We start from the raw sequence: 17,600 nt of genomic DNA on the forward strand, positions 1-17,600 counted from the left end.
CCCGTAGGGGCACCGCGCAATATTGAAAATTCGACATCTGTTCACGTCTTCCTCCTCCGCATAGCCTCACCAGAGATCGGTGGACGCCGATATCCCGCCACGAGCGGGCCGGCCGGTCCACCGATCGGAGGGGAGGAGGGAGATGAAGCTCCCGCGCAAGTCCATCCTGGTCGGGGTCGGTGCCCTGACCGCGTTCGCGTTCGCCGCACCCGCGGCCGCGGCCGAACCGAGCGGCACGGTGCTCAACGCCGGCGGCGAGACCGCCGTCGCCGGCAGCTACATCGTCGTGTTCAAGGACACCGCGGTCGCCCGCACCTCGGTCGACGGCAGCGCGACCACCCTGGCGAGCCGGCACGGCGGCAGCGTGGTCCGCACCTATCGCGCGGCGCTGCGTGGCTTCGAGCTGCGCGCCACGGAAGCCCAGGCGAAGAAGGTCGCGGCGAACCCCAACGTGGCGTACGTCGAGCAGAACCACACGGTGCACGCGCTGGGCACCCAGCCGAACCCGCCGTCCTGGGGGCTGGACCGCATCGACCAGCGCAACCTGCCGCTCAACCAGTCCTACACCTATCCGAACACGGCCGCGAACGTGCACGCGTACATCGTCGACACCGGGATCCGCACGACGCACCAGGACTTCGGTGGCCGGGCCGTCAGCGGGTTCGACGCCGTCGACGGCGGCGCGGCCGACGACTGCAACGGGCACGGCACGCACGTTGCCGGCACGGTCGGCGGCGGGGCGTACGGCGTGGCCAAGGGTGTGCGGCTCGTCGCCGTGCGGGTGCTGAACTGTCAGGGCAGCGGCACCAACGCACAGGTGATCGGTGGCATCGACTGGGTCACCGCCAACGCGGTCAAGCCGGCCGTGGCCAACATGAGCCTCGGCGGCGGCGCCAACACGTCGATCGACAACGCGGTCAACAACGCCATCAACTCGGGCGTCACGTTCGCGATCGCGGCCGGCAACGGCAACATCCTGGGGCAGCGGCAGAACGCCTGCAACTACTCGCCGGCCCGGGTGCCCAACGCCATCACGGTCGGCGCCACCCAGAACAACGACGCCGCGGCCTCGTTCTCGAACTTCGGCACCTGCGTCGACATCCTGGCGCCCGGCGTCAACATCACCTCGAGCTGGTCGACCGGCGACACCGCCACCAACACCATCAGCGGCACGTCGATGGCGACGCCGCACGTGGCCGGCGCGGCCGCCCTGGTGCTGTCGGCCAACCCCGGGTGGAGCAACCAGCAGGTCCGCGACTACCTGGTCAACAACTCGACGCCCAACGTCGTGACCAACCCCGGCACCGGCACCCCCAACCGGCTGCTGTTCGTGGTCAACGACGGCACACCGCCGGCCAACGACTTCGCCGTGTCGGTCTCACCGGCCGCCGGCTCGGTGACGGCCGGCGCCTCCGCCACCACCACCGTCAACACCGCCACCACCTCGGGCACGGCGCAGACCGTGTCGTTCTCCGCGAGCGGGCTCCCGTCCGGTGCGACCGCGAGCTTCAACCCGGCCTCCGTCACGTCGGGCGGCTCGTCGACCCTGACCATCACGACCTCGGCGGCGACACCGTCGGGCACCTACTCCGTGACCGTGACGGGCACCGGCGCGGCCGGCGCGCGGACGGCCACCTACGCGCTCACGGTGACCGGCGGCACCGGCGGCGGGTGCTCCGGGACCAACGGCACCGACGTGGCGATCCCCGACAACAACACCAACGTGGCCAGCACGATCGGCATCGCCGGCTGCGGCCGGGCGCCGTCGGGCACGTCGACGGTGGCCGTCAACATCGTCCACACGTACCGCGGTGACCTGGTCATCGACCTTGTCGCGCCGGACGGCACGGCCTTCCGGCTCAAGAACAGCAGCGCGTTCGACAGCGCTGACAACGTCAACGCGACCTACACCGTCAACCTGGCCGGCGAGTCCGCCGACGGCAACTGGCAGCTCCGGGTGCGCGACGTCTACAGCACCGACACCGGCTACATCAACACCTGGACGCTGACCCTCTAGCGGCCATGGGCGGCCCCGTCACCAAATGGCGGCGGGGCCGCACCAAAAGGCATCTATCCACGCGTTGCCGCACCGCATACCCTCTCCCATGATCCGCGAACGCGAAGCGTGTTCGGGGATCCGAAGGAGAGGAGGGAGATGAAGCTCCCACGGGGGTCCATTGTGGTCGGGGTCAGTGCCCTGACCGCGCTGGCGTTCACCGCACCCGCGGCCGCCGCCCAGCCGTCCGGCGCCGTCGGGCGCGCGGGCGCGGAAACCGCCGTCACCGGCAGCTACATCGTCGTGTTCAAGGACGCCGCCGTCGGCGGCACGGCCGTCGCCGGCCGGGCGAAGACCATCACCGGTCGGGCCGGTGGCAAGGTGGGGCACACCTACCGGGCCGCGCTGCGCGGCTTCGAGCTCCGCGGCACCGTGGCGCAGGCGGCCAAGGTCGCGGCCGACCCCAGCGTCGCCTACGTCCAGCAGAACCAGAAGGTGCGGGCCTACGGCACCCAGCCGAACCCCCCGTCGTGGGGGCTGGACCGGGTCGACCAGCGCAACCTGCCGCTGAACCGGTCCTACACCTACCCGAACACGGCGACGAACGTGCACGCGTACGTCATCGACACCGGGATCCGGACCAGCCACCAGGACTTCGGCGGCCGGGCTTCCAGCGGGTACGACGTGATCGACGGCGGCGCGGCCGACGACTGCAACGGGCACGGCACGCACGTCGCCGGCACGGTCGGTGGCAACGCGTACGGCGTGGCCAAGGGCGTCAAGCTCGTCGCGGTGCGGGTGCTCGACTGTAATGGCGACGGCACCGACGCCGGAGTCCTCGCCGGCATCGACTGGGTCACCGCCAACGCGGTCAGGCCCGCCGTGGCCAACATGAGCCTCGGCGGCGGTCCGAGCGCCGCGCTGGACACCGCGCTCAACAACTCGATCAACTCCGGCATCACGTACGGGGTCGCGGCCGGCAACGGCAACCTCCTCGGCCGGCGGCAGGACGCCTGCAACTACTCGCCGGCCCGGGTGCCCAACGCGATCACCGTCGGCGCCACCGCGGCCGACGACGTGGCGGCGTCGTTCTCGAACTTCGGCACCTGCGTCGACCTGCTGGCGCCGGGTGTGGCGATCACGTCGGCCTGGGCGAGCGGCGACACGGCGACCAACACGATCGACGGCACGTCGATGGCGACCCCGCACGTCGTCGGCGCGGCCGCCATGGTGCTGTCCGCCAACCCGACCTGGAGCAACCAGCAGGTCCGCGACTACCTGGTCACCAACTCGACCCCCAACGTCGTGACCGACCCGGGCACCGGCACCCCCAACCGGCTGCTGTTCGCGATCGCGCAGGGACCACCCGCCAGCGACTTCACGGTGTCGGTGTCCCAGCCCTCCACCGCGGTCGCGCCCGGGGGCTCGACCGCCGTAACGGTGGCCACCGGCAACACGGGCACCGCGCAGCAGGTGTCGCTGGCGGTGACCGGCCTGCCGGCCGGCGCGACGGCCGGCTTCAACCCGGCCACGGTCACCTCGGGCGGCTCGTCGACGCTGACCATCAGCGCGTCGGCCGCGACGGCACCGGGCACCTACCCGCTGACCGTGACCGGCACCGGGACGTCGGGCACCCGGTCGGCGACGCTCACGTTGACGGTGATCTCGGGACCGGGCGGCTGCTCCGGCGGCAACGGCGTCGACGTGGCGATCCCGGACGCCGGCGGGCCCGCGGCGACGAGCACGATCACGGTCGCCGGCTGTGACCGCAGCCCGTCGACGACGTCGAAGGTCGCCGTCGACATCGTGCACACGTTCCGCGGTGACCTGTTCGTCGAGTTGGTCGCTCCGGACGGCACGGCCTACCGCTTGAAGGCGGCCAGCCCGTACGACACGCGGCCCGACGTCAACGCGACCTACACGGTGAACGTTGCGGGTGAGTCGCCCAACGGAAACTGGCAGCTCCGGGTGCGGGACACCTTGGCGTCCGACACCGGCTACGTCAACAACTGGACCTTGACGCTCTAGACCGGGAACTCGGAGAGCGGCTCCGTCGCCGGTGGCGGCGGGGCCGCTTTCCACAGGCCCGTCTTCTGCGCGAAGAGCCGGGACAGATAGGCCGGGTTGAGGATCACGTAGCGGCGCCACAGCCGGCGGGGTTCGAGACCCAGCCGCCAGAGCCACTCGAGGCCGGCGCGCTGCATCCACGGCGGGGGCTTGCGGAGCAGGCCGGCGTGGTAGTCGAAGGCGGCCCCGACGGCCAGTTGCGGCATGTCGAGCAGCGGGCGCATGGCGTACGCGAAGATCTCCTGCCGTGGGCAGCCGAGCCCGACCAGCACCACGCGGGCGCCGGAGGACCGGATGCGGTCGGCGATCTCGACGGCCTCGCCCGGGCGGGCGGTGCGGAACTTCGACGGCTCGTAGCCGGCGAACTTGAGCGCCGGGAACATCTTCTCCAGCGCCGGCACCAGGCGGCCGAGCGTCTCGTCGGTCGAGCCGTAGAGGTAGACCGGCAGGCCTTCGGCGGCGCATCGGGCCAGCACCCGCAGGGTCAGCGTCGGGCCGTAGACCCGGTCGGTCAGGCCGACGCCGTGCAGCAGGTTGAGGCCCCAGCGGACCGGCTGCCCGTCGGGGGTGACCACGTCGAACGAGTTGAGCCGGGCGTTGTGCGGCGGGTCGAGCACGCCGGTCATCACGCCGTGCACGGCGAGCGCGGTCAGCGCCAGCGGCCGCCGTTCGTGCGCCGCCTCGATGACCCGGGCGGTCGCGGTCTCGTAGTCGACGGCGTCGACCAGGACGCCGAGGACGCTGTGCCGTCCCTTGTCGATCACGACCCGGGGACCCAGCGGTCGACGTTGGCGTCGTGGATCTCCTGCAGGATCATCGGGACGTCGTAGGTCTGCGTCCACTCGGGGTAGTGCTCCTGGAACCGGGCCATGCTGCTGATCCACCACTGGTGGTCGCCGACCCGGGCCTGCTCGACATAGTTGATCTTCGCCTTGCGCCCGGAGATCTGCTCGGCCAGGGCGAACGCCTCGATGTGCGAGGTGTTGGAGTGCCGGCCGCCGCCCAGGTTGTAGATCTGGCCGGAGCGCGGGGCCCGGAAGAACGCCTCGAACGCGGTGAGCACGTCGTGGGAGTGGATGGCGTCGCGGACCATCTTGCCCTTGTAGCCGAAGAGGTTGTAGACGCGCTCCTCCATCACGCAGCGCATCACGTAGCCGAGGAAGCCGTGGAGCTCGGCGGCCGAGTGCGCCGGGCCGGTCAGCGTGCCGCCGCGGAACGCCGCCGTCTTCATGCCGAAGTAGCGGCCGTATTCCTGGACCATCACGTCGCCCGCGACCTTGCTCACACCGAAGATCGAGTGGAGGCAGTCGTCGATCGACATCTCCTCGGTCACGCCCTGCGCGAACGGGTGGTCGGGCGCGATTTCATAACGAGTTTCCTGCTCGATCAGCGGCAGGCTGTTGGGCCGGTCGCCGTAGACCTTGTTGGTCGAGCAGAAGATGAACGGGGCCTCGATCGCGTGCAGGCGGGTGTTCTCCAGCACGTTGAGGGTGCCGACGGCGTTGACGTCGAAGTCGGTGAACGGCTCCTTGGCAGCCCAGTCGTGCGAGGGCTGGCCGGCAGTGTGGATCACCACGGAGATGTCGGCGCCGTACTTCTTGAAGATCTGCTCGAGCCCGGCCCGGTCGCGGATGTCGGTCTCGTAGTGCGTGTAGGCGCCGCCGAGATCCTGGCCGAGGCGCTCGATGCTCCAGGCGGTCGAGCCGTCCTCGCCATAGAAGTAGCGCCGCATGTCGTTGTCGATGCCGACGACGTCGAGACCAAGGCCGGCGAAGTGCCGGGTGGCCTCCGAGCCGATCAAGCCTCCGGAACCGGTGACCAACGCGACGGACACGCCTCAACTCCAGGTGCTCGGCGAACAAGGGGCGCATAACGTTAGGGCCCCGCGTGTCGCGGAGCCCAACGTCATGGTGGGGAAGGGGGGAGTTGAACCCCCACGCCCTTTCGGGCACACGGACCTGAACCGTGCGCGTCTGCCATTCCGCCACTTCCCCGGGAACAGCTGCCGGCACATATTACGCTATCCCTGCCGGTGGCCGTGGGCGGTTGCCGCTCGCGGCGCCTGGGAAGACTAACACGGCGTTGTCCGCCACTCCGGTGGCGGGCTCGGTCCCCCAGACGTCTCGTGCGACAGCGCTCCCACGGCGTTCCACGGAGACCGGCGTAGACCGTCGGCCGGTCGCCATGCGCGCTGCATGTGCCCCGGCCGGATACCATCATGGCCTCGGAACCCGAGGAGGAGCCGGTGAGCGTGCTGCAACGCTTCGAGAAGCGTTTGGAAGGCCTGGTCGAGGGGGCCTTCGCCAAGGTGTTCAAGGGGGTCGTCCACCCTGTGGAGATCCTCAACGCCATGCAGCGGGAGGCGGAGGCGCACAAGGCTATCCTGGCCGGCGGGCGGACTCTGGTGCCTAACCGCTACGTGATCGACCTATCTCCCTATGACCACAGCCGGCTGGCGCCCTACGCGGCCGCGCTCGCCCAGGAGCTCGCCCAGTCGCAGGCGGAGTTCATCGGCGAGCAGGCGTGGACGGTCTACGGCGACGTGATCGTCGAGATCGAGCGCGGCGACGGCCTCGACACCGGCATGTTCCGGGTCACGGCCGAGGTCTACACCGGCGGCGACGTCGCCCCGGTGCAGCAGGGCTACGACGCGCCCGGCGGTGGCTACCAACAGCAGCAACAGCCCTATGACCAGGGCTACGGGCAGCCGCCGATGCACGGTGGCGGCGGGCGCAACATCCGCCTGGTCTCCGGTGACGGCCGGACCTACCCGCTGCAGATGGGCTCGACCGTGATCGGCCGGGGCGACCAGGCCAACCTGCGCCTGCCCGACGTCGGGATCTCGCGCCGGCACGCGCGCCTCGACTTCGACGGCGCGCAGGTCGTGCTCACCGACCTCGGTTCGACCAACGGCACGATGGTCAACGGCCAGCGCGTCTCGGCCGTGGCCCTCAACCCCGGTGACATGATCCAGCTCGGCACGACGACGCTGACGTTCCGCGTGGACGGTTAGCCCGTTGGCCGGAGATTTCGTCGTCGAGGTCGCCCGGATCGGATTCATCATTCTGCTGTGGATCTTCGTGTTCACGGTGGTGGGTGTGATCCGGCGTGACCTCTTCGCCGGGGCCCGATCCAGTCGGCTGGTCGCCGCGCCACGGGGGGTGGGCGCGTCGACCGGCCAGTCGCGGCCGGCCAAGGTGAAGCGTGGACGCGCGGCTCACCAGCTCGTGGTGACCGCGGGTCAGCTCGCCGGCACGCGAATCACGCTCGGTGACGGCCAGATCACGATCGGCCGCGCCGAGGACTCGACACTGGTGATCACCGACGATTACGCGTCGGCGCGTCACGCCCGGCTTGTTCCCAGGTCAGGGCAGTGGTTCGTGGAAGACCTGGGCTCGACGAACGGGACGTATCTCGATCGCGCTAAGGTCACCGGACCGACCCCCGTCCCCCTCGGCGTGCCGATCCGCATCGGCCGCACTTCACTCGAGTTACGGCCATGACACTGACACTGCGTTACGCGGCCCGCAGTGACCGCGGTCTGATCAGGGACGGAAACCAAGACTCCGTCTACGCCGGACCGCGGCTGCTCGCCGTTGCCGACGGAATGGGCGGCATGGCCGCCGGTGACGTCGCGAGCAACATCGTCATCGGCGCCATGGCCCCGCTCGACGAGGACGTCCCTGGTGACGCCCTCGTCGACGCGCTGCGCACGGCCGTCGACACCGCCAACCAACAGCTGCGCGACACCGTCGACGCCAATCCGCACCTCGAGGGCATGGGCACCACGCTCACCGCCATCCTGTTCTCGGGCAGCAAGATCGGCATGGTGCACATCGGCGACTCGCGCGCCTACATGCTGCGCGACGGCGAGTTCGCGCAGATCACCAAGGACGACACCTACGTCCAGATGCTGGTCGACGAGGGCCGGATCAGCGCCGAGGAGGCGAGCAGCCACCCGCAGCGGTCGCTGCTCACCCGGGCGCTCGACGGCCGCGACATCGACCCCGAATACTCGGTGCGCCAGGTGCTGCGCGGCGACCGTTACCTGATCTGCAGCGACGGCCTCTCCGGCGTGGTCAGCGCCGACACCATCGCCGAGTCGCTGCGCGACTACACCGACCCGCAGCAGTGCGTCGAGCGCCTGGTCGCGCTCGCCCTGCGCGGTGGCGGCCCCGACAACATCACGGTGGTCATCGCCGACGCGACCGACCAGGACATCGTCGAGGCGGCCCCGATCGTCGGCGGCGCCGCGGCCCGCGACCGGGGCAACACGACCTCGGCCAACCCGGACACGCCGGCCGCCCGCGCCTCCGCGGCGCTCGCCGGCCCGCGCGCCGCCGCGCCGGAGCAGAACCTGCCCGCCGACGCCAACGGCCGGGGCGGGTCGCACGAAGACGACACCGACCGCCGCCGGCGCCGACCGCTGCGCACCGCGGTCCTGCTCGGCGTGCTGCTGATCATCCTCGGCGGCGGCCTGTGGGCCGGCTGGCGGGTGACCCAGCAGCAGTTCTACGTCGGCGCGACCGACGACGGGCAGCTGGCGGTGTTCCGTGGCGTGCCGGGTCAGATCGCCGGCGTCGACCTGTCCAGCGTCCAGTCGACCAGCGGCACCAACCTCGACGACCTCACCTCGGTCGCCCAGGAGCGGGTCAAGCAGGGCATCCAGGCCGACAGCGAGGCCGACGCGCAGCGCCGCCTGGCCGAGCTGACGACCGACGAGCCGACCAATCCCAACCTCAAGCCGGCCTGCCCGGCGAGCCCGACGCCGGTCGCCGAGCCGACCGGGACGGCGGCCACCCCGCCGCCGAACCCGACCGCGACGCCACCGGCCACCGGCACGCCGACGACCGGTGTCGGCGCTCCGACCTCCGTGCCCGACGCGCCACCGACCGACACCGTCCCGCCGGTCATCGACCCGGCGGACTGCCGGCCGTCCGACTGACATCGTGAGCTCGCAGGCCGGTCCGGTTAACACACCCGCAGCGACGGGTGAGCTTCCGCGCATCCGCGACGTGCAGACGCGGCGCAACGCGGAGCTGGCCCTGCTCGGCTTCGCGATGGCGCTGGTCGCTGCCTACGCCGCGACGATCCAGCTCACCATGTTCGACACGATCACCGGCAACTTCTGGGTGCCGACGGCCGTGCTCAGCGCGCTCTTCCTGGGCCTGCACCTGGTCGTCCGCTACACGGCGCCCTACGCCGACCCGGCCCTGATCCCCGCGGTCGCGCTGCTCAACGGCATCGGCGTGGGCTTCCTGCGCCGGCTCGACCTGGCCGAGGCGCCGGCCGCCGAACGGCTCAACTACCCGATCTTCGCCGGTACGGGTGGCCGCCAGCTCGCCTGGACGCTGATCGCGGTCGTGTTCGCGGCCCTCGTGCTCCTGGTCGTCAAGGACCACCGCGCGATCTCCCGCTACGCGTACACGCTGGGGCTCGGCGGTATCGTCCTGGTCCTGATCCCGGCCCTGTTGCCCGGGCGGTTCTCCGAGATCAACGGCGCCAAGCTGTGGATCAGGGTCGGCGGCTTCCAGATCCAGCCGGGTGAGTTCGCCAAGCTGGCCCTGCTCGCCTTCTTCGCCTACTACCTCGTGCGCAAACGCGAGGTGCTCTCGCTGGCCAGCCGCCGCGTGCTCGGCGTCGACTTCCCGCGCGGTCGCGACCTGGGGCCGGTGCTCGCGGTCTGGGCGGTCTCGCTGCTGGTCCTGATCTTCGAGAAGGACCTCGGCACCTCGCTGCTCTATTTCGGCATGTTCGTGGTCACGCTCTACATCGCCACCGAGCGGGTCAGCTGGCTGATCATCGGTCTGCTGCTGTTCTTCGGCGGGGCATACAGCGCCTATCTCCTCGGCGCGTCGGTGGGCGGCCCGTTCGCCAACTTCTACGACCGCGCGGAGATCTGGCTCGACCCGTTCTCGGACCCCTACGAGCGCGGCTACCAACTGGTGCAGTCGCTGCTCGGGTTGGGCAGCGGCGGGCTGTTCGGCGCGGGTCCGGGTGGCGGCCAGCCGACCAAGATCCCCGAGGTGCACAACGACTTCATCTTCGCCGGGATCGGCGAGGAGATCGGCCTCTTCGGGCTCTCCGCGCTGCTGATCGTCTACCTGCTGATCGTGCAGCGCGGCCTGCGTGCCGGTCTGGCGGTGCGGGATTCGTTCGGCAAGCTGCTCGCCGGCGGCCTCGCCTTCACGCTGGCCTTGCAGGTGTTCGTCATCGTGGGTGGGATCAGTCGGCTGATCCCGCTGACCGGCCAGACCACCCCGTTCCTGTCGGCCGGCGGTTCGTCGCTGATGGCCAACTGGATGCTGATCGCGGTGCTCCTGCGGGTGTCCGACGCGGCGCGCCGACCGGTCGACGCCTCGGTGTCGGCCCGGCCGAGTGGCGCGACAGCGAGCGCACCCGCGCAGTTGCACGGGGCGCCCACGGAGGTGATCAAGCCGTGAACGCACCACTGCGCCGGGTCGGCGTCGTCGTCCTGGTCCTCTTCGCGCTGCTCTTCGTCAACCTCAACTGGGTGCAGGCCTACAAGGCCGACGAATACCGCAACAGCGACTACAACGGCCGGGTCCAGATCGCCGAATACGAGCGCGAGCGCGGCGTCATCGAGGCGGGCCGCACCGCGCTGGCGACCAGCAAGCCCACCGACGGCGAGCTCAAATACATCCGGCAGTATCCGACCGACGAGACCTACGCCCACGTCGTCGGCTACAAGCCGGTCAACCTGGCGGCCACCGGCATCGAGCGCAGCGAGGACGAGTTCCTCGCCGGCACCTCCGACGCGCTGGTCGCCGACCGCATCTCCGACCTGTGGACGGGCGAGAAGACCCCCGGCGGCAGCGTGCTCCTGAGCCTGTCCAAGCGGGCGCAGGAGACGGCCTTCAAGGAGCTGAGCAACAACCGGGTCGGCGTCGACAAGGGCGCGGCCGTGGCCATCAACCCCGAGACCGGCGCCGTGCAGGCCCTCGTGTCGATGCCCAGCTTCGACCCGAACCCATTGGCCAGCCACGACACCGCCGCGGCCGAGGCGGCCTTCAACAAGCTCGAGAAAGACCCGGACAAGCCGCTGATCAACCGGGCGCTGAGCGAAACGTACCCGCCAGGCTCCACGTTCAAGGTGATCGACGCCGCGGCGGCCCTGGAGAACGGCTACACGCAGCAGACCCAGATCTCGGCCGGCTCCTCCTACACGCCGCCGACCTCGGGCACCGACATCCGCAACGCGGCCGCGTCGATCTGCCCCGAAGCCCAGGTCAGCCTCCGCGAGGCGCTGACCGAGTCCTGCAACACGGGCTTCGCGAAGCTGGCGGTCGCGCTCGGCGCTGACAAGATCAAGGACGAGGCCCGCAAGTTCGGTTTCGGCCGGACGGACCTGACCTGCGGGCGGCTCAACGCCGAAGGGCTGCCGGTCGCGCCCAGCGAGACCGGCGACATCAAGAACCCCGACGGCGGCGACGACCCGGCCGCGCTGGCCCAGAGCGGCATCGGCCAGAACAACGTCCGGATGACGCCGATGCAGGGCGCGCTGATCGCCGCGGCGGTCGCCAACAACGGCCGCCAGATGCGGCCTTACCTGGTGTCGAAGCTGCTCGGCCCGGACCGCACGACCTCGCACTACACGGCGACGCCGAAGGAGCTCAACGGCTCCGTCGTCAGCAGCCAGGTGGCGGCCGACCTGCAGGACATGATGGTCAACGTCGTCGAGAACGGCACCGGTCGCAACGCCCAGATCGACGGGGTGGTGGTCGGCGGCAAGACCGGCACCGCCCAGTCCGCGGCCGACCGGGAAGACCACGGCTGGTTCATCGGCTTCGCGATGAAGGACGGCAAGCCGGTCAGCGCCGTCGCGGTCTTCCTGCAGGAGGCCGGCAGCGGCGGCAGCGCCGAGGCGGCCCGGATCGGCGGCCTGATCATGCGCGCGGTGGTCACCGACGCGGAGGGCAGCTGAGGTGATCAGTCCCGGGGTCATGCTCGGCGGCCGCTACCGCCTCGACGAGCGCATCGCCGGCGGCGGCATGGGCGACGTCTGGCGGGGCACCGACGAGGTGCTGGGCCGCACGGTGGCGGTCAAGATCCTGCTGCCCGCGCTGCTCGACGAGCCCGGCTTCGCCGAGCGGTTCCGCGGCGAGGCCCGCACGATGGCCACGATCAACCACCCGGGCGTGGTCGATGTCTACGACTACGGCAGCGACCAGCAGATCGCCTTCCTGATCATGGAGTACGTCGAGGGCGACGCGCTGTCCCGGACGCTGAGCCGGGTCGGCCGGCTCACCCCCGCCCGCACGATGGCCCTGGTCGCGCAGGCGGCCGACGCGCTGCAGGCGGCGCACGAGAAGGGCATCGTGCACCGCGACGTCAAGCCCGGCAACCTGCTCGTGCGCCCCAACGGCACGCTGGTGCTGACCGACTTCGGCATCGCCCGGTCCGACATCGTGGGCCAGCTCACAGCGGCCGGCTCGGTGCTCGGCACCGCCTCCTACATCTCGCCCGAGCAGGCCGCGGGCGCCATCGCCACCCCCTCGTCCGACGTGTACGCCCTGGGCGTCGTCGCCTACCAGTGCCTCTCCGGGCGGCGGCCGTTCGAGGGCGACAACCCGCTCGAGATCGCGATGAAGCACGTGCGGGAGCTGGCCCGGCCGCTGCCGCACGACATCCCGCCGGCGATCCGGTCGATCGTCGAGCGCGCGATGGCCAAGGATCCGGGCGCGCGCTGGCCGACCGCCTCGGCCTTCTCGGCGGTGGCCCGCCAGGCGGCGGCGACGCTGGCCGCACCGTCCCAGCCGCACCGGCCGCTGGCCCCGTCCGCGCCGCCCAAGGTCGGCCCGATCTCCGGGGCGCCCGCCTCGCCGGCGCTGGCGCCGAGCGGCCGGGCGACGGTGCCCGGCCCGGTCAACCCGAACCCGGCTGCGCCGCGCGGCGGCCCCGTCAATGCGAACCCGGCCGCGCCGCGCAGTGGCCCGGTCAACCAGAACCCGGCGGCGCCCCGCAGCGGCGGTGGCCACCCGACCCCGCCGCACCACGCTCCGCCGCCGGTCAACAGCGGCCCGCCGGCGCGCAGCGGATATCCGACCATGCCGGCAAATCGGCCGCCGGCGCCCGCAGGATACGGTTATGCGTCGGTGCCATCCGCAGCCGAACCCAGCAGCGGAGGGCGGCGGTTACTGGTCGTGTTGGCAGTGATACTCGGCGTGCTGGTGCTGGTCTGCGCAGGGGTCATCTCCTACATGCTCAGTCAGCGCAACAGCGACGGCGGCAACGGCGGCGGTTCGAGTTCGATGGCCCCCATCGAGAAGGTAACGACCACGCTTCATCTCCCCGTCGGTGGAACCGAGGCGGCTGATGGCCCGTACCGTCTTGGAGAGCGAATCCTCCACATCGGGATGACGAGCGAAGGAATGTTGACGAGATGACGCAGGCCCGCCTGCTGGGTGGCAGGTACCAGGTCGGCGAGCTGCTCGGATACGGCGGCATGGCCGAGGTGCACCGCGGCCGCGACCTCCGGCTCGGCCGCGACGTCGCGATCAAGATGCTTCGCACCGATCTCGCCCGCGACGCGACGTTCCAGATGCGGTTCCGGCGCGAGGCCCAGAACGCCGCCTCCCTCAACCACCCGGCGATCGTCGCCGTCTACGACACCGGCGAGGAGATCGCGCCCACCGGCGAGACCCTGCCGTTCATCGTCATGGAGTTCGTCAACGGCCGCACCCTCAAGGAGGTGCTGGCCGCCGAGGGTCGGCTGATGCCGCGCCGGGCCCTGGAGATCACCGCCGACATCTGCGCCGCGCTCGAGTTCAGCCACCGGCACGGCATCATCCACCGTGACATCAAGCCCGGCAACGTGATGCTCACGCAGAACGGCCAGGTCAAGGTCATGGACTTCGGCATCGCCCGGGCCCTGGCCAGCGGCGCGACCACCATGACGCAGACCAGCGCGGTGATCGGCACGGCACAATATCTTTCGCCCGAGCAGGCCCGCGGCGAGGCGGTCGACGCCCGATCCGACGTCTACGCGGGCGGTTGCGTGCTCTTCGAGCTCCTCTGCGGCCACCCGCCGTTCGTCGGCGACAGCCCGGTCAGCGTGGCCTACCAGCACGTCCGGGAAGACCCCCGGGCGCCGAGCGAGATCAACCGCGACGTGACGCCGCCGATCGACGCGATCGTGCTCAAGGCACTGTCGAAGAACCCGCTCAACCGCTACCAGAGCGCCGGCGAGATGCGCGCCGACCTGCTCCGCGCCGCCAGCGGCCGGCCCGTGATGGCCACGCCGGTGATGCGCGACCAGGAGACCATGCCGATGGGCGCCGCCGGCGCGGCCACCACGGTGGTGCGGCGGCCGCAGGGCGGCCCCCAGACGCGCGCGATCCCGGCCGCCCGGGTCGGCGACGCGCAGGCCCGCAAGCGGTCCAACTGGGTGTTGGCCGTGCTCAGCGTGCTCGGCGTGCTGGCCGTGATCGCCCTGGTCGCCGGCCTGCTCGTGCAGAACGGCCGCAACGAGAAGCTGGACGTGGCGTCCGTGGTGGGCCAGCCGGTCGCCGACGCGCGGAACGCGCTGACGCAGCAGGGCTTCGCGGTCCAGACGACGCCCAAGGAAGAAGAGGACTGCAAGGAGAACACGGTCACGGCGCAGGATCCGGCGGGCGGCACCAAGGCCGACAAGCAGAGCACGGTGACGCTGACCGTCTGCGCCGGCCCCGGGACCGTGCAGGTGCCGGATCTGAAGGGCCTGCCTAGGTCGGCCGCCGAGGACCAGCTCGAGCAGGCCAAGCTCAGAGGCGACTTCGACGTGGTCGACAGCTCGTTGCCCAAGGACCAGGTGATCAGCAACGACAAGGCCGGCACCTCGGTCAAGCCCAACTCCGTGATCAAGGTGAAGATCTCCAACGGCGAGCTCACCTCGGTGCCCAACGTGGTCGGCAAGAGCCGGGAAGTCGCCGAGGCCCTGCTGCGGGAGAAGGGCTTCGACGTCAACGTCGAGGAAGGCCGGGTCGTGCGTGACGAGAACCTCGCCAACCTGGTGACCGACCAGGACCCGAACGGCGACGTCGAGAAGAAGAAGGGCACCACCGTGACCATCGAGGTCTCGGTGTTCGAGGAGCCCGACGACGACCCGACCGGCACTCCGACCGCTCCGCCGCCGGGCAACAACGGCGGGATCGGCGACATCCTGCCGGGCGTCGGCGGTGGCCGTCCGATCGTCGGCGGCGACCGCCAGAACTAGGGTCTGTCTCGAGTCCTGGCCGGGCTGCGGCGGACCCAGACGCCGCCTGGAACCACGCCGGTCACGACCGGATACAACACCGGTATCCGGCCGCGCCCGGCGCGGTCCCAGCCGACGCCTGGGCCTCGCCTCGCTCCGGCCATGCCTTCGAGACAGACCCTAAGCGTCAGGCCGCGGCGAACGCGGCTCGGCGCCGGGCGTCGACCTCGGCCGACAGCTCCGGGGCGCGCTCCAGCGCGGCGCGGTAGCCACACGCGGCGAGCCAGTTGGCCAGCATCAGGTGGCCGCCCTCGGTCAGCACCGACTCGGGGTGGAACTGCACGCCCTCGATCGGCAGCGTGCGGTGCCGCATGGCCATCACGATGCCGGACTCCGTGGCGCCGGTCACCTCGATCTCGTCGGGCAGCGTCTCCGGCAGCACCGCGAGCGAGTGGTAGCGCGTCGCGGTGAACGGGTCGGGCAGCCCGTCGAGCACGCCCGCCCCGCGGTGGTGCACCAGCGAGGTCTTGCCGTGCAGCAACTCCGGCGCCCGGGTGACGGTCGCGCCGAACGCCGCCCCGATCGCCTGGTGCCCCAGGCAGACGCCGAAGATCGGCAGCTTGCCGCCGTATTCCTGGATGACGTCGATGCAGATGCCCGCCCGCTCGGGGGTGCCCGGGCCGGGGGAGAGCAGGACGCCGGCCGCGCCGGACCGGCCGACCGCGGCGAGGTCGATCTCGTCGTTGCGCCGCACGTCGCACTCGACGCCCAGCTGCCCCAGGTATTGCACCAGGTTGAAGACGAACGAGTCGTAGTTGTCGATCACCAGGACGCGCATGGCGTCACCTCGGGCTCGGGTTGTCGGTCTCGGTCGAGTACGGGATGTCGTGGTCGTCGAGGCCGGACTCCCGTGGGTCGGCGCTCGGTCCCACCATGCCAGGGTCCTCTGCGCCGGGCCCGGCCGGCACCCCACCCTCCTGGGTCACCTGCACGTCGTCGAAGGGCAGCAGCGGCTCGGCCCACGGGAACACCACGAACCAGAACAGCGCCAGGATGCCTGTGACCAGCACGATCGAGGTCGCGAACTTCCCGAGGAAGCCGTCGAACGGCAGCTTGCGCCAGATCCACGCGTACACGGGATCAGCCTCCCAGCTCGGCCGGGTCGCCCTGCGACTTCGGCTGGGTGCGGACCAGCTCGCCGTGGACGATCAGGCGCTGGTAGTTGTCGAACTTCGGGTTGCAGGTGGTCAGCGTGACCATCGCCTTGGTCGGCTTGGAGCCCGGCAGCATCGGCACCGGCGCCACCACCTCGACCTGCGTCGGCAGCACGATCCGCGTCTTGACCACGTGGTAGACGTACCAGTTGCTCTTGTCCTCGACGACGATCGCGTCACCGTTGTCGAGCTCGTCGAGCCGCCAGAAGGTCGCCCGGTTGCGGTGGCCGGCGACGGAGAAGTTGCCGATCTGGCCCGGCCCGGCCGTGTCGGGATAGTGCCCGGGGGCGTAGCGGATGTCGGCCTGGGTGACCCCGTCGACCACCACCCACTGCTGGCCGAGCTTCGGAATGTAGAGCTTGGCGATGCCGGCCGTCTTGGAGCCGAGCCCGCCGGTGCCGGCGGTGGGGCCGACCGTCGGGTCGTCGCCCGGCTCGTTGGCCCACTGCTGCTCCAGCGCGCCGGCGAGGGCGTCCTGCTTGCCGCCCTGGACGACCCCGACACCCCAGACCTCGTACGCGGCGAAGAGCAGCACCACCAGGCCGAAGGTGATCATCAGCTCGCCACCGACCCGGATGCCGCTGCGGATCCGGGACCAGACGGTCGGCCGGGTCAGCTCCGAGTAGACGCTCCGGTAGTCGTCACCGACGTGCTCGGCCCGCAGGCGCACGACCCGCTCGCCCCGGCGCGGCTTGACCGGCGGGGGCAGCTCGGACGGGTGCGGCTTGACCGGCGCCGGTGGCACGGCCCCCATGACGGTGGTCATGTCGGGCGCGGTCACCTTGGGGATGACCGCCGTCTGGTCCGGTGCCGCGCCGCCGGTGCCCGGCACGACGACCGGGCGGGCCACCTTGGGGATCACGGCGGTGGTGTCGACCGCCTTCGGGATGACCGCGGTGGTGTCCGGCGAGGGCTCGGGCGCGGGCGGGCGCACGGCCGGTGCCGGCTGGCGGGACCCGGCGGACGCGTCGAGCGGGCGCGGGTGCGGGCGGGCCGTCGAGGCCGGCTGTTCGGTGATCCGGCGGGGCAGCGGACTCGGCGCCGGCCCGTCCACCACCCGCGGGATGACCGCGGTCGCGTCGCTGGTGTCCGGCGCCCGATGGCGCCCGTTCTGGTCGCCCGTCATGAC

Annotated in this window: 14 protein-coding genes and 1 tRNA gene; 9 read left to right on the forward strand and 6 right to left on the reverse strand. The window is 71.1% G+C overall.

Going from position 1 to position 17,600, the window contains the following annotated elements:
• Positions 1–142: 142 nt before the first annotated feature.
• Both O7635_RS10230 and O7635_RS10235 read left to right on the forward strand, forming a co-directional pair.
• Positions 143–2,017, forward strand: coding sequence for a S8 family peptidase (locus O7635_RS10230; RefSeq protein ID WP_278080177.1), 1,875 nt, complete (start codon positions 143–145; stop codon positions 2,015–2,017).
• A gap of 138 nt (positions 2,018–2,155) precedes the next feature.
• The gene (locus O7635_RS10235; RefSeq protein WP_278080178.1) at positions 2,156–4,024 is read left to right on the forward strand and encodes a S8 family peptidase; all 1,869 of its coding nucleotides are present in this window, start codon (positions 2,156–2,158) and stop codon (positions 4,022–4,024) included.
• Here O7635_RS10235 and O7635_RS10240 read toward each other — a convergent pair.
• From O7635_RS10240 to O7635_RS10250, 3 genes are all read right to left on the reverse strand, one after another.
• A complete protein-coding gene (locus O7635_RS10240; protein ID WP_278080179.1) occupies positions 4,021–4,827 on the reverse strand; it encodes a WecB/TagA/CpsF family glycosyltransferase in 807 nt (268 codons plus the stop codon). The two genes, O7635_RS10235 and O7635_RS10240, sit on opposite strands and share 4 nt — an antisense overlap.
• Positions 4,824–5,897 (reverse strand): NAD-dependent epimerase/dehydratase family protein, encoded by a 1,074-nt coding sequence (locus O7635_RS10245; protein WP_278080180.1) that lies wholly within the window; start codon positions 5,895–5,897, stop codon positions 4,824–4,826. The genes O7635_RS10240 and O7635_RS10245 overlap by 4 nt, the downstream gene beginning before the upstream one ends.
• Positions 5,898–5,971: 74 nt before the next feature.
• Positions 5,972–6,057, reverse strand: a tRNA-Leu gene (locus O7635_RS10250).
• Positions 6,058–6,281: 224 nt separating this feature from the next.
• On the opposite strand from O7635_RS10250, the gene O7635_RS10255 reads away from it, so the two are divergent.
• The 7 genes from O7635_RS10255 (at position 6,282) to pknB (ending at position 15,278) form a co-directional block, all read left to right on the forward strand.
• Positions 6,282–7,076: a DUF3662 and FHA domain-containing protein gene (locus O7635_RS10255; RefSeq protein WP_278080181.1), complete on the forward strand. Its 795-nt coding sequence runs from the start codon at positions 6,282–6,284 to the stop codon at positions 7,074–7,076.
• A gap of 4 nt (positions 7,077–7,080) precedes the next feature.
• Positions 7,081–7,566 (forward strand): FHA domain-containing protein, encoded by a 486-nt coding sequence (locus tag O7635_RS10260; protein WP_278080182.1) that lies wholly within the window; start codon positions 7,081–7,083, stop codon positions 7,564–7,566.
• Positions 7,563–9,008, forward strand: coding sequence for a PP2C family serine/threonine-protein phosphatase (locus tag O7635_RS10265; protein WP_278080183.1), 1,446 nt, complete (start codon positions 7,563–7,565; stop codon positions 9,006–9,008). Before O7635_RS10260 ends, O7635_RS10265 begins: the two co-directional genes overlap by 4 nt.
• A 115-nt stretch (positions 9,009–9,123) precedes the next feature.
• Positions 9,124–10,506, forward strand: coding sequence for an FtsW/RodA/SpoVE family cell cycle protein (locus tag O7635_RS10270; RefSeq protein WP_278085430.1), 1,383 nt, complete (start codon positions 9,124–9,126; stop codon positions 10,504–10,506).
• Positions 10,503–12,008 (forward strand): penicillin-binding protein 2, encoded by a 1,506-nt coding sequence (locus O7635_RS10275; RefSeq protein ID WP_278080184.1) that lies wholly within the window; start codon positions 10,503–10,505, stop codon positions 12,006–12,008. The genes O7635_RS10270 and O7635_RS10275 overlap by 4 nt, the downstream gene beginning before the upstream one ends.
• Position 12,009: 1 nt before the next feature.
• Complete coding sequence (locus O7635_RS10280) at positions 12,010–13,470, forward strand: serine/threonine-protein kinase (RefSeq protein WP_278080185.1); 1,461 nt, start codon at positions 12,010–12,012, stop codon at positions 13,468–13,470.
• The gene (gene pknB, locus O7635_RS10285) at positions 13,467–15,278 is read left to right on the forward strand and encodes a Stk1 family PASTA domain-containing Ser/Thr kinase (protein WP_278080186.1); all 1,812 of its coding nucleotides are present in this window, start codon (positions 13,467–13,469) and stop codon (positions 15,276–15,278) included. The genes O7635_RS10280 and pknB overlap by 4 nt, the downstream gene beginning before the upstream one ends.
• A gap of 166 nt (positions 15,279–15,444) precedes the next feature.
• Here pknB and O7635_RS10290 read toward each other — a convergent pair whose 3' ends face one another.
• Genes O7635_RS10290 through O7635_RS10300 form a run of 3 tightly spaced genes read right to left on the reverse strand, consistent with a single transcriptional unit; the run spans position 15,445 to position 17,597 of the window.
• Positions 15,445–16,095, reverse strand: a complete 651-nt coding sequence (locus O7635_RS10290; RefSeq protein ID WP_278080187.1) for an aminodeoxychorismate/anthranilate synthase component II — start codon at positions 16,093–16,095, stop codon at positions 15,445–15,447.
• Positions 16,096–16,099: 4 nt separating this feature from the next.
• Positions 16,100–16,393, reverse strand: coding sequence for a hypothetical protein (locus O7635_RS10295; protein ID WP_278080188.1), 294 nt, complete (start codon positions 16,391–16,393; stop codon positions 16,100–16,102).
• A 4-nt stretch (positions 16,394–16,397) separates the two neighbouring features.
• A complete protein-coding gene (locus tag O7635_RS10300) occupies positions 16,398–17,597 on the reverse strand; it encodes a class E sortase (protein ID WP_278080189.1) in 1,200 nt (399 codons plus the stop codon).
• Positions 17,598–17,600 lie beyond the last annotated feature (3 nt).

Origin of the sequence: Asanoa sp. WMMD1127 (assembly GCF_029626225.1) — a bacterium.
GTDB lineage: Bacteria > Actinomycetota > Actinomycetes > Mycobacteriales > Micromonosporaceae > Asanoa.

Excerpts from the sequence above, each read along its gene's own strand:
- O7635_RS10290 (WP_278080187.1), bottom strand. The coding sequence starts at position 16,095 with ATGCGCGTCCTGGTGATCGACAACTACGACTCGTTCGTCTTCAACCTG.
- O7635_RS10230 (WP_278080177.1), top strand. The coding sequence starts at position 143 with ATGAAGCTCCCGCGCAAGTCCATCCTGGTCGGGGTCGGTGCCCTGACC.
- pknB (WP_278080186.1), top strand. The coding sequence starts at position 13,467 with ATGACGCAGGCCCGCCTGCTGGGTGGCAGGTACCAGGTCGGCGAGCTG.
- O7635_RS10255 (WP_278080181.1), top strand. The coding sequence starts at position 6,282 with ATGGCCTCGGAACCCGAGGAGGAGCCGGTGAGCGTGCTGCAACGCTTC.
- O7635_RS10265 (WP_278080183.1), top strand. The coding sequence starts at position 7,563 with ATGACACTGACACTGCGTTACGCGGCCCGCAGTGACCGCGGTCTGATC.
- O7635_RS10270 (WP_278085430.1), top strand. The coding sequence starts at position 9,124 with ATGGCGCTGGTCGCTGCCTACGCCGCGACGATCCAGCTCACCATGTTC.
- O7635_RS10235 (WP_278080178.1), top strand. The coding sequence starts at position 2,156 with ATGAAGCTCCCACGGGGGTCCATTGTGGTCGGGGTCAGTGCCCTGACC.
- O7635_RS10300 (WP_278080189.1), bottom strand. The coding sequence starts at position 17,597 with ATGACGGGCGACCAGAACGGGCGCCATCGGGCGCCGGACACCAGCGAC.